Below are 16,785 nucleotides of genomic sequence, written 5' to 3' on the forward strand. Positions count from 1 at the left end.
TCGGATCCGGATCGTATACCATCTGGGGATGACCCCGCGGCCCCGCCTCTCCCCCGGCCTGCTCGCGGTCCTCTCGTTCCTCGCGGCGGTCGGGCCGTTCGCGACGGACATGTATCTCGCCTCGTTCACGGAGGTCGCTCGGGATCTCGGCGCCGCACCCTCCTCGGTGCAGCTCACACTCACGGCGTTCCTGCTCGGCATGGGGACGGGCCAGCTGCTCCTCGGCCCCCTCTCTGATCAGGTCGGCAGGCGCCCTGTGCTCGTGCTGGCCCTCTCGGTCTTCGCGGCCGCGAGCATCGCGATGGTGTTCTCGCCGAGCATCGAGGTGTTCATCGCGCTCCGTCTCGTGCAGGGACTCTCGGGGGCCGCGGGTGTCGTGGTGTCGCGGGCCATCGCGGTCGACCTCTCCGAGGGCGCCGCCGCGATCCGGGCCATCAGCCTCATCGCGATGTTCGTAGGCCTCGGGCCGCTCCTCGCGCCCCCGGTCGGCGGCGCGATCCTCACCCTCGGCGACTGGCGCGCCGTGCTCGCGGTGCTCGCCGGCATCGCCGTCGCGATGCTCGTGCTCGCGGCGATCTTCGTGCCGGAGTCCCTCCCCAGGGAGGCGCGCCGCGCGTCCGGGATCGCGACCGCGCTCGGCGCCTTCCGCTCGCTCCTCGCCGACCGCGGTTTTCTCCTGCTCATGCTCGTCTTCGGCCTCGCATTCGGCGCGATGATGTCCTACATCTCGGCGTCGCCCTTCGTCGGGCAGACCATTCTCGGCATGCCGCCGCTCGTGTACTCGCTCGCGTTCGGGCTGAGCGCGGCCGCGATGATCCTCGCGAACCTCCTGAACGCTCGGCTCGCGGGCCGCGTCCCCGCGACCCGCATGCTCCTCATCGGGGCGAGCCTCATGCTGCTCGCGGGACTCGCGTTCACCATCCTGTGGCTGACCGGGGCATTGACGATCCCGACGTTCGTCGCGTGCGCGTTCACCCTGACGGGCGGCACGGGGCTCGTGATGTCGAACGCGAGCGCGCTCGCGCTGGCCCGGGCAGCCTCGGCGCGCGGATCCGGATCCGCCCTCCTCGGCGCCGGGCAGTTTGCGATGGGCAGCATCGGATCCCCGATCGTCGGCGCCTGGGGCGAGCACACGGCGCTCCCGATGGCGCTCTTCGTGCTCGGCTGCGCCGCGCTCGCGTGGGCGGGCGCGCTCCTAGCGCCCCGCCAGTGAGTGGGCGCGCGTTGAGTCGGCCGTAAGGCCCCATTCCCGCGGCCGAGTCGGCCGTAAGGCCCCAATCAATCGCGCGAAAGGGGCCTTACGGCCGACTCGAGGGAGGGCGGGAGAGTTGGCGCGGGATCCCGAACACCATGCTCGCATCGCACCCCACCCGCGGCCGCCCGCCGAGCCGGCCCTAAAGCCCCATTCCCACCGCCGAGTCGGCCGCAAGGCCCCAATCAAGCCCGCGAATGGGGCCATTCGGCCGACTCGAGGGAGGCCGGGAGAGTTGGCGCGGGATCCCGGACACCATGCTCGCATCGCACCCCACCCGCGGCCGCCCGCCGAGTCGGCCGTAAAGCCCCATTCCGGCCGCCGAGTCGGCCGCAAGGCCCCAATCAATCGCGCGAAAGGGGCCTTTCGGCCGACTCGAGGGAGGTCGGGAGTGTTGGCGCGGGATCCCGAACACCATGCTCGCATCGCACCCCACCCGAGTCCACCCGCCGAGTCGGCCCTAAAGCCCCATTCCCGCGGCCGAGTCGGCCGTAAGGCCCCAATCAGGCCCGCGAATGGGGCCTTCCGGCCGACTCGATAGCCGGCGCAGGACCGCGGGACCGAAGGACCGCAGGACCGCAATACCGCAACACCCCACCAACGCCAAGGGGCGGGATCCCACCAGGATCCCGCCCCTCAGGCAGCAAATGCAGCGGCGCTTACGCCACGCCCAGCTCGATGTTCGCCCCGGGAATGGCCGCGAGCAGGTTCTTCGTGTAGTCCTGCTGCGGGTTCTCGAAGATTTCGTCGGTGGTCGCCTGCTCCACGATGCGGCCCTGCTGCATCACGCAGACGCGGTCCGCGATGAGGCGGACGACCGCGAGGTCGTGCGTGATGAAGAGGTACGTCAGCCCCAGGTCGCGCTGGAGTTCCGCGAGGAGGTCCAGGATCTGGGCCTGCACGAGCACGTCGAGCGCCGAGACCGCCTCGTCGAGCACGAGGATCTCGGGCTTGAGCGCGAGGCCGCGGGCGACCGCGACGCGCTGGCGCTGTCCGCCGGAGAGCTCGTTCGGGTAGCGGGTCGCGAGCTCGCGCGGCAGGGCGACCTGGTCGAGCAACTCGAGCACGCGTTCCTTCCGGCTCGCGGGCGTGCCCACCTTGTGAATGCTCAGCGGCTCCATGATCGTGTTGCCGATGTTGTGCAGCGGGTCGAGGGAACCGTATGGATCCTGGAACACCGGCTGCAGCTTGCCGCGGAGCTTGAAAAGCTCGTGCCCCGAGAGCTTGCCGGTCTCCTTGCCCGCGATCCGGATCGTGCCGGACGAGGGCTCCTCGAGCTGCAGCACCATCTTCGCGATCGTCGACTTGCCCGATCCGGACTCGCCCACGAGCGCCATGGTCTCGCCGCGGTTCACCGTGAAGGTCGCGTCGGACACGGCGTGGAAGTCTTCCGTGCCGAAGTTGCCCTTGCGCAGCTTGTACACCTTGCCGAGGCCGTTGACCTCGATCATGGGCTCGCCGTGCTGCACCCGCTTGACCTCGGCTGCCTCCTCGACCATCGACGCGAGGTCGAAGGACTCGGTGGGCGCAGCGGGCAGCTGGGCGTCCGAGCCGATCCGGCGCGAGGCCAGGCTCGGCGCGGCCGACACGAGGCGCCGCGTGTACGGGTGCTGCGGGCGCTCGAGGATCTCGCGGCTCGGCCCCGACTCCACGATCTTGCCCTGGTACATGACGATGAGCTTCTCGGCGCGCTCCGCCGCGAGGCCCAGGTCGTGCGTGATGAAGACGACCGCGGTCCCGAGCTCGCTCGTGAGCTTCTCGAGGTGGTCGAGCACGACGCGCTGCACCGTGACGTCGAGCGCCGAGGTCGGCTCGTCAGCGATTAGCAGCTGCGGGTTCGCCGCGAGGCCGATGCCGATGAGCGCGCGCTGCTTCATGCCGCCCGAGAACTGGTGCGGGTATTGCCGCATCCGCTGCTCGGCGTTCTGGAGGCCGGCCTCCTCGAGGACCTGGATCGCGCGCTCGTGCACCTCCTTCTTGCCGGAGGCGAGCCCGTTCGCGCGGATCGCCTCCTCGACCTGGAAGCCGATGGACCACACCGGGTTGAGGTTCGACATGGGGTCCTGCGGGACCAGGCCGATCTCGCGGCCCCGGATCTCCTCCATGTCCTTGCGGTTGATCCCGACGAGCTCGCGGCCCTGCCAGAGGATCGAGCCGCCCGTGGTCTTGCCCGTGCCGGGGAGCAGGTTGATGACCGCGTGCATCGTCGTGGACTTGCCCGAGCCGGACTCCCCCACGATCGCCACGGTCTCGCCCGGGTAGACGTCGAAGCTCAGCCCGTGGAGCACCTCGCGGCGCTCCTTCTTGGAGCCGAACTCGACCTTCAGGTCGCGGACGCTGAGGATCGGCTGCAGTTCGCTCATCGCTGGGCCCTCGCCTTCGGATCGAGCGCGTCGCGGACGACCTCGCCCAGCATGACAAAGCCGAGCACGGTGGTCGCGAGCGCGAGGGACGGGTAAAGGAGGATCTGCGGATCGTTCCGAAGGTCGCGCTGGGCGGCGCTGATGTCGTTGCCCCAGCTGATGAAGTCAGCCGGCGGGAGTCCGACACCCAGGAACGAGAGCACCGCCTCGGCGACGATCGCCGAGGACAGCGACAGCGTCGTGACGACGATGAGCGGCGCGATCGAGTTCGGCAGAACGTGCTTCAACAGGGTCTTGAACTTCGACAGGCCGAGCGCCGTCGACGCCATGACGTAGTCGGCGTTCTTCACGCGCAGGATCTCGGACCGCAGGATTCGCGCGGAAACAGGCCACGAGAAGCCGCCGATCGCGAACGCGATCGTGAGCGGATTGCGGTACTCCTGGAAGACCGACATCACGATGACCGCGGCCAGGATGTAGGGGATCGAGAAGAAGATGTCGCCGAGCCGCGAGAGCACCGTGTCAACCCAGCCGCCGAAGTAGCCGGCGAGGGCGCCAGCGATCGCGCCGAGGATGAACGTGATCACGATCACCAGCAGGCCGACGCTCACCGAGGTGGACGTGCCGTGGATGATCCGCGAGTAGATGTCCTGGCCCTGCGCGTTGAAGCCGAGCAGGTGGCCCTCCGAGGGGCCATTCTTCGAGAGGTCGAGATCCGCGGCGCGGGGATCGACGCTCGTGAAGAGTTGCGGGAAGATCGCGACGAGCAGCACCACGAAGATGATGACCGCGGAGATCCAGAACATCGGGCGGCCGCGCATGTCGCGCCAGGCGTCGAGCCAGAGGTTCGACTTCTTGGCCTCCACCTTGACGGCGTCGACCGCGGCAACGGGCGTCTCCTCGAACGGGGCGACGAAGTGTTCCATTTTCGGGTTCTGCGACTCAGGCATAGCGGATCCTCGGATCGAGTACGGCGTAGAGCAGGTCGACAACCAGGTTCACGCCGAGGTAGATGAGCACCATGAACGTCACGAACGACACGACGAGCGAATTGTCGCCGCGCAAGATCGCGTTGAAGAGCGCATTACCCACGCCCGGGACGTTGAAGATGCCCTCGGTCACGGTCGCGCCGACCATGAGCACGCCGAAGTTCGTGGCCGTGTTCGTGATCGTCGGGATGAGCGAGTTGCGCAGCACGTGCACGGGGACGACGCGGCTCCGGCTCAGGCCCTTCGCGTACGCCGTGCGCACGAAGTCCTGGTTGAGCGTGTCGATGACCGAGGCGCGCGTCAGGCGCATGCTCGTCGGGTAGAGACTCACGCCGAGCACGAGGGCCGGCATGATGAGATCCTGCAGCGGCGCGCCCGTGCCGACGGTGGCACGGAACCAGCCGAGTTTGATCCCGAGCCCCCACTGCGCGATGAACGCGATCACGAAGATCGGGATACTCATGAAGAGCAGGCCGATGATCAGGTTGATGTTGTCGAAGAACTTACCCTTGCGCAGACCCGAGATGAGGCCGATCGAGACCGCGAGGATGAGCTCGAAGAGCATCGCAAGCAGGGCCAGCTTGATCGTCACCGGGAAGGTGCGGGCCAGGATCGAGGAGACCTCCTGGCCGGAGAAGCTCATGCCGAAGTCGCCGACGAGAATGCCCTTGAGATAGAGCAGGTACTGGACCATGAACGGCTTGTCGAGGTTGTACTGCTCGCGCAAACGCTCGACGATTGCGGGGTCCGGCGTCTTGTCGCCGAACATCGCAAGGATCGGGTCTCCCGGCATGAAGAAGACCAGGAAGTAGATGAGGAAGGTGGTGCCCAGGAGGACCGGGATCACCTGCAGGAGCCTGAAGAGGAGGTATCTCAGCATGCGCCGGACCACCCCCGCTCGCTCGTGTTGGGTTGAGACATGTCAGTCATTCTCTCGCAATTGTGGTGCGAAAAGCCTCTCCGGACGTCGATGTCCCGGATCAGCACGTGAAAAGGACGCGTTCATTCCGGCGTGTGGTCGGTGAACGCGTGGAGGCCCCGGGTCTCCCCGGGGCCTCTGTGCGAAGGGTTACTTCTTGGTGATCTCGTAGTAGAGCGGCACCGAGTTCCAGCCGAACTGGACGTTGTCAACGCTCTCGCCGTAGCCGCCGTTCACGTTGGCGTACCAGAGCGGGAAGGCCGGGAGGTCCTGAAGCAGGATCTCCTGCGCCTCCTGGTACTTCTTGTTGGCAGCTGCCGGATCGGTGTCGACCGAGCCCTCCTGGATGAGCTTGTCGAACTCGGGGTTCGAGTAGTCACCATCGTTGGAGGAGGCGTTCGTCGCGTACAACGGCCCGAGGAAGTTGAACAGGCCCGGGTAGTCGGCCTGCCAGCCGGTGCGGAAGGCGGTCTGAACGGTACGGTTCGTGACCTCCTCGCGCAGCACGTCGAACTTGGGGTACGGCTTGCCGGCCGACTCGATGCCGAGCGTCTTGGCGATGCTGTTCGTCACCGCGTCGACCCAGGCCTGGTGGCCGCCGTCCGAGTTGTAGGCGATCTCGAGCTTGCCGCTCCAGGGAGCGATCTTGTCGGCCTCGGCCCACAGCTCCTTGGCCTTCTCGGGGTTGTACTCGAGCACCTCGGCGCCCTTGAGCTTGTCGCTCCAGCCGTCGATGACGGGCGAGGTGAAGTCGCTCGCGGGGGTACGCGTGCCCTCGAAGATCTTGTCCGTGATCTGCTCGCGGTTGATCGACATCGAGATGGCCTGACGGCGCAGCTTGCCCTCTTCGCCCGCGAAGTGCTCGAGGCGCTCCGGGATGGTGAAGGACTGGAACACGGCCGCGGGCTGGTTGATCGCGCGGTCGCCGAGGTCCGACTCGAAGTTCGCGAGCTGGGTCTCGGGGATCTGGTCGACCACGTCGAGGTTGCCACCGAGGAGGTCCGAGTAGGAGGCGTCCTGCGTCGCGTAGAACTTGATGGTCAGGCCACCGTTCTTCGGCTTGCGCGGGCCGTTGTAGTCCTCGTTGACGACGAGCTCGATCTGCTCGTCGTGCTGCCAGGCGTCAGGGCCGGCGAGCTTGTAGGGGCCGTTGCCGACGGGGTTCTCGCCCTGGGCATCCATGTCCTCGAACGCCGCGTCGGGGAGCGGGTAGAAGGCCGAGTAGCCGAGGCGCAGCGGGAAGTCCGAGGCGGCTTTGTTCAGCTTGACGGTGAAGGTGGTGTCGTCGACGACCTTGAGGCCCGGGAGCTCCTTGACGCTCTCCTCGTAGCTGAAGCCCTCGATGTCCTCGAAGAAGTAGCTGTTGAGGTGGTTGTTCGCGGAATCAGCGCCGAAGTTCCATGCCTTGACGAAGTTCTCCGCCTTGACCGGGGTGCCATCGGAGAAGGTCGCGTCGTCGCGAATCTTGATGGTGTAGGTGGTCGCGTCGTCGGACTCGATCGACTCGGCGAGGTCGTTGTGCGGGGCACCCTCTGCGTCGTAGTAGACCAGTCCGGCGAAGATCTCGTCGAGAATCTTGCCGCCGCCCACCTCGTTGGTGTTGGTTGCGATGAGCGGGTTCTGCGGCTCTGATCCATTGGTGGTGATAATCGCCGAGGCGTCGCCTTCGCCGCCCTTGCCCCCGCCGCCGGCGTTGCCACTGCACCCGGTCAGGGCGAGCGCGCCTGCGGCCGCCAGGGCGATGAAGCCCAGGCCGATCCGTGATCGCTTCACTTTTTTCCTCCTTGAATGAACCACAGTTGGACAGACTGCACGATTGCGGCCCGGGATTCCTCATGTGGTTTCTACAACTAGACAGGTTCTAGCCTACCGATGCGAAGTTCCATGCAAGTCCACAGGCACCCCGCCGTAACGGGTTCGTGACCCATTACTGTGGTAAACCTCAAAGCGATTACGAGTCTTCCGCGTTGCAACTGTGCAATTCTGACAGTGCCTGCAGGGCCCCAGCGATACTCTGAAGCCGTGACGCACCCCCAATACCGGATCAGGCTGAGATTCGAGATCGCCATCGTCCTCGCGCTCTCCTTCGGCGCGTCGGGCATCTACGCGATCGTCACGATCATCGAGCGGGTCACCCGAGAGACCGCGCTCGCCGCGCAGACCGCCACGATCAACCGGCCGCTCGACGAACGCCCGGTGTTCGACCTCATCTACCAGTTGCTCGGGATCGCCTTTGGCCTCGCCCCCGTGGCACTCGTCGCCTTCCTGCTGTGGCGGGGCACGAAACCGCACCTGGCCGGCCTCGGCCTCGGCGGACGCAGGCCAGCAGGCGTGCTCCGCGAATCACTCGGTGGCGTGGGCCTCGCCGCCCTCATCGGCATCCCCGGCATCGGCTTCTACCTGTTCGCCAAGTGGATCGGGATCAACACCACGGTCGTGCCCACGGCGCTCGACGCCTTCTGGTGGACCGTGCCGATCCTGGTGCTGCGCGCACTGCAGGCCGCGCTCGGCGAGGAACTCATCGTCGTCGCCTACCTGTTCGAGCGGTTCAAGCGGCTCGGGATCGGGCCCGTCGCGACCGTCGTCTCAAGCGCGCTGCTGCGCGGCAGCTACCACCTCTACCAGGGCTTCGGGGGGTTCCTCGGCAACGTGGTCATGGGCCTCGTCTTCGGCTGGGCGTATCAACGCTGGGGCCGCTCACTGCCGCTCATCGTCGCGCACTGGATCCTCGACATCGTGAGCTTCGTGGGCTACGGACTCGCCGTGGCGCTCTGGCCCGCCCTGTTCGCGGCGGGATAGCACCCCGGAGCGGCCCAGCGGCTGGCCGCTACAGCGGCTTGATCGTCTTGACCCAGGCGTCGAGCAGCCCCCACACCTCGTCGTAGAGCTCGGGCGCAGCTGCGCAGCGCTCAGCGGGCTTGCGAAGCTGGAACGTCCCATTCTCTGCGCGGATCGCACCCCAGGCCTCGCGCATGTCAGCGCACGAGTCCGGGAACGAGTTCAGCACGTCGGAGCTCAGCGTGAGATTCACGTTGTCGGGGATCACAAAGCTCGTCGAGCCAAGTCGCTGCGGGAACTGAGAGGTCGCGTTCCAGGGCCCGATCAGCATCTCGCTCGTCGGTCCAACGTCGACCTTCGGCGGCTGATTGGGATCCTCTTTCTTCTTTTCCGGGGCCTCAGTCGTCGGGGTCTTCGTCGGCTTGGGCTGCTCGGTCTGCGTCGGGGTGGGCGTCGTGGCTTCGGACGATCCCGGATCCTGCGCCCGCACGAGGTTGACCGTAACGATCGAGGCGACGATCGCGAGCACCGCGACGACGCCGACGACGATCCAGGGCAGGCCCTTCGGCGCTCGCCCTCCGGAGCCCCGCCCCTCGCCACCGTCGCGGCGGTCACGGCCGCCCGAGTCCTGGCCCCCGCGCCCGCGTTTTTCGGTGGGAAGCTGGGCCGTCCGCACCCGCTCGGCCTGCTCGTGGGCGAGCCGTTCCCGCGCGGGAATCGGCTGCGGTTCGGTGGAATCGCGGCCGAAGAGTTCCTCGAATGGGTCTGTACTCACGGGCCCAGCCTAGCGAAACGGTGCTCGGAGTCCGTTCAGGCGGGCCGGGAATCCGCCGAGCGGGCCGCCGCGCCGTCGGCAAGCGCGGCGATGTGCTCGGTGTCGGTGCCGCAGCATCCACCGAGGGCGGAGGCCCCCGGAAGGAGATCCCGCAGCCGCAGCTCGGCCTCCGCGAAGGCCGCGGGGTCGTCGACCGGCCCCTCGTCGCCCTCGCGCGCGGCATTGAGACGGAAGCCGATGAGTCGCGCGAGCCCGGCCGCCGATCCCGCGGCGCGGATCCCCGCCTCCACCTCGCTCGGGTGGGCGCAGTTCACGAGGAAGCCGACGGCGGCCCCATTGGTCGCCTCGTCGACGGCGTCGATGCCCTCCGCGATCGTCGAGCCATCGGCGAGCAGCCCGTCCGCGCCGACCACGAACGAGACGGCCACGGGCACGCCGGAGCTCACCGCCGCCCGCACGACCCCGATGCCCTCGGCGGCGTCGAGCGTCGTGACCGAGGTCACGCGGTCGGCTCCCGCCTCCGCGAGAGCCTTCACCTGCGGGGCATGGTAGGCCTCTGCCTCGGCCTCCGACATCCGCTGTCCCGCGTCGTATTCGTCGAAGCGCGGCCCGACGCAGCCGTTCACCGTCACCTCACCTTCGGGCCACAGCTCCTCCGCCGTCTGGCGCACGAGCGCGACCGCGTCGGCGTTCGCGAGCTCAAGCTCCTCCGCCCGCGCGCCGAGCAGGCGCCCCCAGTCGGGGTTCGCCCGCCAGGTCGGGGTGTCGAGCACGAGCGGCAGGCCACGATCCCGAGCCAACTCGATAAACGGGGTGTAGTAGGCACGCAGCGCCTCGCGGCCAGACACGGTGCCAAGGAGCGGAAAGGCGGCGAACTCGGCGAGCCGCTGTCCAAGGCGCTCCTCGAGCGCCGTCTCGATTCCGCCGTCGGTGAGTACGATCTCGGTCACGTGGTCGCTCCTTCGCTGCCGCCCATCCGGTCGCTCCCAGTGTTCCACAGTTCGCCGCGCCGCGACCTCAGCAACGCTCGCGCAGGCGCTCGGCAATCCCGGCTTCGCGGGCCGTGAACTCGCGCACTCTCGCCAGGTGGCGCTCCATGATCCCGGAGTCCCGGAGGGCGATGGTGCCGGGATCCCCCCGCTCGATGCCGGCGCGCCAGCGCTCCGCGATGAGTTCCATCCGCTCCTCGACCGCGGTCAGCAGCTCCTCGGGCGCGACGCCGCCGTAGGCCGAGGCCGCGAGCACGACCCGCCGTGCGGCGTCGTCGAGCGGGATCTCGCGCAGAAGCGGAACCCCCGACCAGCACAAGAACGCGAGGTCGTCGAGCGGGCGACCGGGACCCGCCCGGTCCCAGTCGATCACGCCGGCGAACGCTCCCCCGGACACGACCCAGTTGTAGAGCCCAGGATCGTTGTGGCAGATCACCTCGTCTGCGGCGAGCGCCTGCACGCCCTGGCGCCACTCGAGCGGGCCGGGACGGAAGCTTTCGACAGCGTCGTGGAACCGCCGCAGCCACGCCGCCGCGTCCGCGAGTACCTGATCCGGAACCTGATCCGTCTCGGGATCGAGCGTTTCGCCGGGAAGATACTCGAGCACCTCGCGGCCCTCATCGTCGAGGCCGATGACCTCGGGGATGCCGTCGAGCCCGCGGTCCCGCAGGTGCGCGAGCAGCGCGTGCACCGCTGGCGTCCACGGGCCGGTCGGCCGATGCACCCGCGTCACCCCGTCGGGCGCAGTAATGCGCCAGACGCCGCCCGATCCGCCGGGAAGATGTTCACTCTCCACGGATTCGACCCTAAGGGATGCCGCGGACACCCGCGTCACGCTGGGTGGATGTGCCGCCGAATCTCCTTGAGCTCGAGCGGGGCCGTGCGGGGGGCAGGCTCGCCGTGCAACTGCACGTGGAGGCGCTCCATGCGCGTGTCAAGCTCGGCCGCGATCTCCGCCGCGTGCTTGAGCTCGCGGGTCAGCGAGTTCGGCACCTGGCGGTCGTACTTGTAGTAGATCTTGTGCTCGAGGCTCGCCCAGAAGTCCATCGCGATCGTGCGGAACTGCACCTCCACCGGCACGTCGACGCGCCCGGTCGAGAGGTACACGGGGACCGAGAGGATGGTGTGCAGGCTCTTGTAGCCGTTCGACTTCGGCGTCTCGATGTAGTCCTCGACCTCGAGGATCGTGATGTCGTCCTGCTGGGTGAGCAGGTCGAAGAGCCGGTACACGTCGCGGATGAACGAGCACGTGATCCGCACGCCCGCGATGTCCTGCACCTCGCGCCTGATGTCGTCGAAGTCGTTGCCGATCCCGCGCCGCTCCAGCTTGTCCACGAGACTGTCGACCGACTTCACCCGGCTCGAGACGTGCTCGATCGGGTTGTACTCGTGCATGTGGAGGAACTCCTCGCGAAGGATCGCGAGCTTCGTCTCCACCTCCTGCATGGCGAATCGGTACTCGAGCAGGAAACGCTGCATCTGGTCCCCGAGCGTGCGGAGGGCACTCGCTGAGATCGTGATCTCATCGTCGGGCACGGCTGTTTGTGCGCTCATGGGCCTCAGGCTAGCCGCGATCCATTTGAAGCCCCTGAGTGTTGCGGGGCGTGTGACACAGAATCACCCCAGGCCAGCGACCAGATTGATGACCGTGGCCAGGATCCCCGCGCCGAACAGGTACGCGAGGAGGGTCTGCGCGATGACGATCCGGCGCAGCTCGTTGCGGGAGAGGTTCGTGTCGGAGATCTGATAGGTCATGCCGAGCCCGACCGAGAAATAGGCGAAGTCGGTGTAGCAGGGGTCCTCGTGCTGGTTGAAGTCGATCCCGCGCTTGAGCTGCCCGGCGCCGTCATCCTCGTAGTAGGTCTTCGCGTAGTGGAGCATGTAGTTCGTCTGGATCGCGGCCCACGAGGCGACGACACTCACGAGCGCGATGCACGCGAAGGCGACCGCCTCGCCGCCGTCGGCGTGCCTGGCCTGCACGATCACCACGATCACCGCGCCGAGGCTGACGATGCTGCCGACGCTCGCGGTCAGGCGCGCGTAGCGGCGGCCCGGATCCTCGATGCGCGCGTGCTCCCGCGTCTGCTCACCCGTCATCGGCCAGACCTCGACGAGCAGCATCGACGTGCTCACGAGCAGCAGCACACCCCAGCCCGCGAGCAGGCCGGCCGGGATCCCGAGCAGCGGGGCGACAATGACCGCGGTGCCCGCCCCGAGGACCACGGCCGCCACCCTGCGCCACAGCGCTCTTCTCCTGATCACACGCGTATCCATAGGGCGATGCTATGCGCTGGGGGCGCCGCGATGCCAGGGCACTGGGTGCGTGTGTCGTCGCACATGCCTATGGTGGAACGATGAACGCGAAGGAGATCTCCGGTCCACTGTTTCCGCGGCTCCGGGGGCGCGGTGCGCTGCGGGTCGCCGCTGGGGCGGCGCTGCTGCTCGGGGCAGGGGCGCTCGCGGGCTGCGCCGGCGGCGCCGGATCCGGGGCCGATTCTGGATCCGGATCCGGGGCCGATTCTGGATCCGGATCCGGGGCAGATTCGGAGGCCGGCTCTGATGCGGGCTCGGCGCTCGCCGGGGGCGGCACGTGCATGAAGCACGAGGACGTGACGATCGACGCCGACAATGCCTCGCTCGTGCTGACCGGGGAGTGCGGCGTGATCACGATCACGGGCGACGGCGTGCAGGCGAACATCGACGACGCCGACGGCGTGGTCGTGCAGGGGTCCGGGGTGACCGTGCTGGGCGGCGACTGGGACGCGGCGCGCGTCGAGGGCGCCGACGTGACGCTCAACTTGGACGAGCTCGACACGCTCGACATCGTGGGGAAGAACGCGACGGTGGTCTTGACGGACGAGGCCGGGCGCGTGCGCATCGACGGCGACGGGGCGAAGCTCAACTCCGTCGACGGAGACGACCTCGTGCTCGCGGGCAGCGGGGCGAGCGTCGTGTTCACGGGCGAGCTCGACGGGCTCGAGGTGAGCGGCAGCAACAACTCGGTGTCGTGGGCGGCTGGTGCGCCGGCGCCGCGCGCCGACACGGGCTCGGGCAACACCTTCTCCCGCTGAGGCGCTGTTGTTAGCGATTTCGGTTCGTATAGGCGGTTATTCGAACCGAAATCGCTAACACCCTCCGCGCCGGGGTCGTTGTTAGCGATTTCGGGGCCTCGCGGCCCGCTGAAGCCCCGAAATCGCTAACAACGCCCCGGCTCACGCGCACCTCCCCGACTTCGTGATCTGGTACGCGAACGGGTGTTCAGCGAGCCCGTCAGGCATGCGGATCCCCCTCGGCCGCGGTCTCCCGCGCGGCCGCCTCGCGGGCCGCGGCCTCGACCTGCTCCGTGTACTCGCTCCACCACTGTTCGTCGCCCGTCGGCATGTTGCCGATGCCCGGCAGGAAGCCCACACTGCCGTCGATCAGCTCGCGCACGATGTCTGCGTGGCCCGCGTGCCGATTCGTCTCCGCGATCATGTGCACGATCAGGCGCCGCATGGTCACGTCCTTGCCGCGATCGCCCCACCAGGGTACGGTTCCGCGCGCGTCGAGGCCGAGTTCGTGCGCCGCGGCGTCGTCCGCAACCTGCACCGACTGGTAATAGGAGACGATCCACTCGCGGGACTCGTCGGCGGTCGCCCACATGTCCGTGTTGTCCGGGGCGTCCTCGTCGATCCAGGGCTGGTGCAGCCCGGCGTCGCGCCCGAAACACTCGGTGAGGTAGCCGTACTCGACCGCGGCAACGTGCTTCACGAGGCCGAGCAGATTCGTTCCCGTCGGGGTGATGGGCCGCCGCGCATCGAACTCGCTCAGCCCCTCAAGCTTCCATACCAGGGTGTCGCGGCCGCGCTGCAGCAGCCCGAGCAGCATGTCGATCTCTTCGTTGGGATCCATGCGGTCAGCCTAACGCAGGCCCCAGCCTTGCCCAATGGACCGAGTGAGGTAGACTGGTCTACCTAGCAAAGGACGCACGAGCCAGGCAAAGGAGCCATCATGCCCAGGATCACGGCCCGGGATCGCATCCTCTCGGCCGCCGCGCACCGTTTCTACTCCGGCGGCATCACCGCGACCGGGATCGACGCGATCACCGCGGAGGCCGGCGTGGCGAAGCAGAGCCTCTACAACAACTTCGCCTCGAAGAGCGACCTCGTCAGCACCTACATCGACGAGCGTCACGGCGAGTGGCTCGCCCTCCACGAGGCGCGCGAGGCCGCCGCGAGCACGCCCCGCGAGCGCGTGCTCGCGGTGTTCGACGCCTACCTCGACCATGCGCGCGGTGCCGCCGACCAGGCGTTCCGCGGCTGCGGCCTCCTGAACGCCGCAGCCGAGTTCCCCGCCGGTAGCCCCGAGCGCGCCGCCGTGCGCCGACACAAGGAGGAGGTCGAGGCGATCCTCGCCGCCGCGCTCGACGGCGCGGGCGACGGCACCCTGACCCGAGCCGCGGCGCGCGAACTCGCGGGCCACCTGAGCCTCCTCCTCGAGGGCGGGGTCGCCCGCGCCGGGCTCGAGGGAACCACCGCCCAGCTCGAGCGCGCCAAGAGACTCGCCGAGCAGCTCACGGCGGGCGTGTGACCCCCGCCGACGCGCACGTGCCGCACCCAGCCGGCCTGCGCTGGGGCGCCGCCGCGGTACTCGGGGCCGCGATCCTCTGGGGCACGACGGGAACCGCCGCGAGCCTCGCACCGGGCGTCGGCCCGCTCGCGATGGGTGCGGCCGCACTCGGGATCGGCGGCATCCTGCAGGCGCTCATCGCCTTCCCATTGATCGCCAGGGAGCGCGCAGCGCTCCGATCCGGCGCTCTCGTGGTCCTCGCGGGGGCCGCGGCGGTGGCCATCTATCCGCTCGCCTTCTACAGCTCGATGCGGCTCGCGGGCGTCGCCGTCGGCACGGTCGTCTCGCTCGGCTCGGCGCCGATCATCTCGGGCTTGCTCGAGCTCTGGATCGAGGGCCGGCGCCCACGGCGAAGCTGGGCCGCGGCGGCCGCGCTCGGGATCCTGTCCTGCGCGCTCCTGAGCGCCGCGACCGCGCTCGCGGGCCCGCCTGGCGGTGCGACTGCTGGTGGTGCGGCCGGCGGCGGCACGGCGAGCACCCTCGTGGGCGTCGGCCTCGGGCTCGTCGCGGGCGGCACGTACGCGCTCTATTCCTGGTGCGTGCGGCGCCTGATCGGGCGCGGGATCGGCCGACCAGCGGCGATGGGCGCCGTCTTCGGACTCGGCGGGCTCGCCCTCATGCCCGTGCTCGTCGCGACCGGGGCGCCGATCCTCTCCGGCGGCCAGCCACTCGCTGTCACCGCGTACATGGCCCTGATCCCGATGTTTCTCGGCTACCTGCTCTTCGGATACGGCCTCGCGCGCGTGCCGGCGAGCACCGCCACGACGCTCACGCTCGCTGAACCAGCGGTCGCGACCGTCCTCGCCGTCGTCATCGTGGGCGAGCGGCTTCCCGCGCTCGGCTGGCTCGGGATCGCGGGCATCGGGATCTCGCTCGGGATCCTCGCCCTCGCGCCGCGCCGGGCGCCGCGGCGGGCCGCGCGACAGTCAGGTCCGCGGCCGCCGCGGCGGGCAGCCCGGCGGGCCGCTCAGCGCGCGTAGTCCACCTCGCCCAGGGGCCTCGGATCCGGGTTCGCGGCGACCCAGGCGACGCCGAGCTCCGCCATGCGGTTCAGGATCCGGGTCTCGCCCGTGCCGTCCCGGAGCGGCCCCGCGAGCGCGTCGAGCTCCGCGAGGTCTGGGGCGGGGAGGGCGTTGCCGCCCGCCAGGATCTCGCGGAAGCGGTCGACCATCGCACGGAAGTCGCGCCCCCAGTTCGCTCCCCCGTTGCGCAGCATCTCGTCGGCGACCCGGCCGGAGATGCGGATGACCTCGCCCTGTTCCGTCGCCGCCGGGCCGTTGCTCGGCACGAGCAGTTCCCAGAGGGCCTCGTGCTGATCCTGCCACCTGCCGCTCGGCACCTCGATGGGCGAACGGCCGTCGTACTCGACCCGCCGCGCGACGGGTTCAACCTCGAAGATCTCGTACAGCTCCTCGAGCCCCGCCTCCGTGCTGGCGTACAGCTCCGAAGAGAAGTTGCCGCGGTGGAACTCGAAACTCTTGCCGATCCGCTCCACCTCTTCGCGGAAAAAGCCGTGGTCGCTCTGCGGATTGGCGCCGCGCTCGATGAGCAGCCGGGAGACCTTCACCGCCTGCGGGATCCAGGCGGTCTCGGTTCCCGCGATCGCTTTCTTGAGCATGCTCGTCGGGGTCCAGTCCGACCCCTCGACTGCGGCCCCGTGCTCGAGAAGCACCTCGACGGCCTCGGCACGGAGCCCCGCTGCCGCATTCTGCAGGGGCGTGCGACCGTACTGATCCGGCGCCTCGATATTGGCGCTGAGCGACAGGAGGAGCGGGATCTGGGCGAGCGGCTTCGGCGCCACCGTCATCGCGCGGACCGCGAGCGGGGTTCTCCCCGAGTCATCGCGCGCATCGACGTCGAGTCCCTGTTCAACGAGCCATTCGATGAGCTCGTCGGGGCACTCGAGGAACGCGATCGCGGTCTGCTTCTGGAAGCCGCCGCGGGCGTCGAGCTCGCGCGTGTCGAACACGGCCTGCAGTTCCGCGAGCGACGCGGTCTCGAGCATCTCCTCAAAGTCCTTCGGGAGGGTCTTCCGCTTACGCGCCACCTGGGTCACCTTTCATGTCGGTTTCCGCCCGCGAGCCCACCGTGTCGCCGCTCACCGGCCTGGAT

16 protein-coding genes are annotated in these 16,785 nt (G+C 68.8%); 5 read left to right on the forward strand and 11 right to left on the reverse strand.

Annotated elements, in window-relative coordinates:
- The first annotated feature begins 28 nt into the window (after positions 1 to 28).
- The gene (locus ACOPJ3_RS11875) at positions 29 to 1,213 is read left to right on the forward strand and encodes a multidrug effflux MFS transporter (RefSeq protein WP_427869374.1); all 1,185 of its coding nucleotides are present in this window, start codon (positions 29 to 31) and stop codon (positions 1,211 to 1,213) included.
- Positions 1,214 to 1,911: 698 nt separating this feature from the next.
- Here the strand turns inward: ACOPJ3_RS11875 and ACOPJ3_RS11880 are convergent.
- The 4 genes from ACOPJ3_RS11880 to ACOPJ3_RS11895 form a co-directional block, all read right to left on the reverse strand.
- Positions 1,912 to 3,615: a dipeptide ABC transporter ATP-binding protein gene (locus ACOPJ3_RS11880; protein WP_427869375.1), complete on the reverse strand. Its 1,704-nt coding sequence runs from the start codon at positions 3,613 to 3,615 to the stop codon at positions 1,912 to 1,914.
- Entirely contained in the window at positions 3,612 to 4,565 is a 954-nt protein-coding gene (locus tag ACOPJ3_RS11885; RefSeq protein ID WP_427869376.1) for an ABC transporter permease, read from the reverse strand. Before ACOPJ3_RS11885 ends, ACOPJ3_RS11880 begins: the two co-directional genes overlap by 4 nt.
- Positions 4,558 to 5,484, reverse strand: a complete 927-nt coding sequence (locus ACOPJ3_RS11890) for an ABC transporter permease (RefSeq protein ID WP_427869377.1) — start codon at positions 5,482 to 5,484, stop codon at positions 4,558 to 4,560. The genes ACOPJ3_RS11885 and ACOPJ3_RS11890 overlap by 8 nt, the downstream gene beginning before the upstream one ends.
- Positions 5,485 to 5,673: 189 nt before the next feature.
- The gene (locus tag ACOPJ3_RS11895) at positions 5,674 to 7,296 is read right to left on the reverse strand and encodes a peptide ABC transporter substrate-binding protein (RefSeq protein ID WP_427869378.1); all 1,623 of its coding nucleotides are present in this window, start codon (positions 7,294 to 7,296) and stop codon (positions 5,674 to 5,676) included.
- Positions 7,297 to 7,545: 249 nt separating this feature from the next.
- Between ACOPJ3_RS11895 and ACOPJ3_RS11900 the strand changes: the two genes are divergently transcribed.
- Entirely contained in the window at positions 7,546 to 8,322 is a 777-nt protein-coding gene (locus tag ACOPJ3_RS11900; protein WP_427869379.1) for a CPBP family intramembrane glutamic endopeptidase, read from the forward strand.
- 28 nt (positions 8,323 to 8,350) lie between these two features.
- On the opposite strand, the gene ACOPJ3_RS11905 is transcribed toward ACOPJ3_RS11900, so the two are convergent.
- The 5 genes from ACOPJ3_RS11905 to ACOPJ3_RS11925 all read right to left on the reverse strand — a co-directional run bounded on the left by ACOPJ3_RS11905 (position 8,351) and on the right by ACOPJ3_RS11925 (position 12,339).
- Positions 8,351 to 9,076 (reverse strand): hypothetical protein, encoded by a 726-nt coding sequence (locus tag ACOPJ3_RS11905; protein WP_427869380.1) that lies wholly within the window; start codon positions 9,074 to 9,076, stop codon positions 8,351 to 8,353.
- 35 nt (positions 9,077 to 9,111) lie between these two features.
- A complete protein-coding gene (locus ACOPJ3_RS11910) occupies positions 9,112 to 10,026 on the reverse strand; it encodes a homocysteine S-methyltransferase family protein (protein WP_427869381.1) in 915 nt (304 codons plus the stop codon).
- Positions 10,027 to 10,093: 67 nt separating this feature from the next.
- Positions 10,094 to 10,861, reverse strand: coding sequence for a phosphotransferase (locus ACOPJ3_RS11915; protein WP_427869382.1), 768 nt, complete (start codon positions 10,859 to 10,861; stop codon positions 10,094 to 10,096).
- 35 nt (positions 10,862 to 10,896) lie between these two features.
- Positions 10,897 to 11,619 carry a GTP pyrophosphokinase gene (locus ACOPJ3_RS11920; protein ID WP_427869383.1) on the reverse strand — a complete coding sequence of 241 codons (723 nt, stop codon included), beginning with the start codon at positions 11,617 to 11,619 and terminating at the stop codon, positions 10,897 to 10,899.
- A 63-nt stretch (positions 11,620 to 11,682) separates the two neighbouring features.
- Complete coding sequence (locus tag ACOPJ3_RS11925; protein WP_427869384.1) at positions 11,683 to 12,339, reverse strand: DUF1345 domain-containing protein; 657 nt, start codon at positions 12,337 to 12,339, stop codon at positions 11,683 to 11,685.
- 80 nt (positions 12,340 to 12,419) lie between these two features.
- Between ACOPJ3_RS11925 and ACOPJ3_RS11930 the strand changes: the two genes are divergently transcribed.
- Positions 12,420 to 13,136, forward strand: a complete 717-nt coding sequence (locus ACOPJ3_RS11930) for a hypothetical protein (protein WP_427869385.1) — start codon at positions 12,420 to 12,422, stop codon at positions 13,134 to 13,136.
- Positions 13,137 to 13,335: 199 nt separating this feature from the next.
- Here ACOPJ3_RS11930 and ACOPJ3_RS11935 read toward each other — a convergent pair whose 3' ends face one another.
- The gene (locus tag ACOPJ3_RS11935) at positions 13,336 to 13,956 is read right to left on the reverse strand and encodes a DinB family protein (protein ID WP_427869386.1); all 621 of its coding nucleotides are present in this window, start codon (positions 13,954 to 13,956) and stop codon (positions 13,336 to 13,338) included.
- A 99-nt stretch (positions 13,957 to 14,055) separates the two neighbouring features.
- Here ACOPJ3_RS11935 and ACOPJ3_RS11940 point away from each other — a divergent pair, with 99 nt between their 5' ends.
- Both ACOPJ3_RS11940 and ACOPJ3_RS11945 read left to right on the forward strand, forming a co-directional pair.
- Positions 14,056 to 14,634, forward strand: a complete 579-nt coding sequence (locus ACOPJ3_RS11940; RefSeq protein ID WP_427869387.1) for a TetR/AcrR family transcriptional regulator — start codon at positions 14,056 to 14,058, stop codon at positions 14,632 to 14,634.
- Entirely contained in the window at positions 14,631 to 15,653 is a 1,023-nt protein-coding gene (locus tag ACOPJ3_RS11945; protein WP_427869388.1) for a DMT family transporter, read from the forward strand. The genes ACOPJ3_RS11940 and ACOPJ3_RS11945 overlap by 4 nt, the downstream gene beginning before the upstream one ends.
- On the opposite strand, the gene ACOPJ3_RS11950 is transcribed toward ACOPJ3_RS11945, so the two are convergent.
- Positions 15,641 to 16,720, reverse strand: a complete 1,080-nt coding sequence (locus ACOPJ3_RS11950) for an ankyrin repeat domain-containing protein (protein ID WP_427869389.1) — start codon at positions 16,718 to 16,720, stop codon at positions 15,641 to 15,643. The genes ACOPJ3_RS11945 and ACOPJ3_RS11950 overlap by 13 nt on opposite strands.
- Positions 16,721 to 16,785: the final 65 nt, after the last annotated feature.

The sequence above is a fragment of the Leucobacter luti genome, assembly GCF_050310065.1.
In the GTDB taxonomy this organism is placed as follows: Bacteria; Actinomycetota; Actinomycetes; order Actinomycetales; family Microbacteriaceae; genus Leucobacter; species Leucobacter luti_B.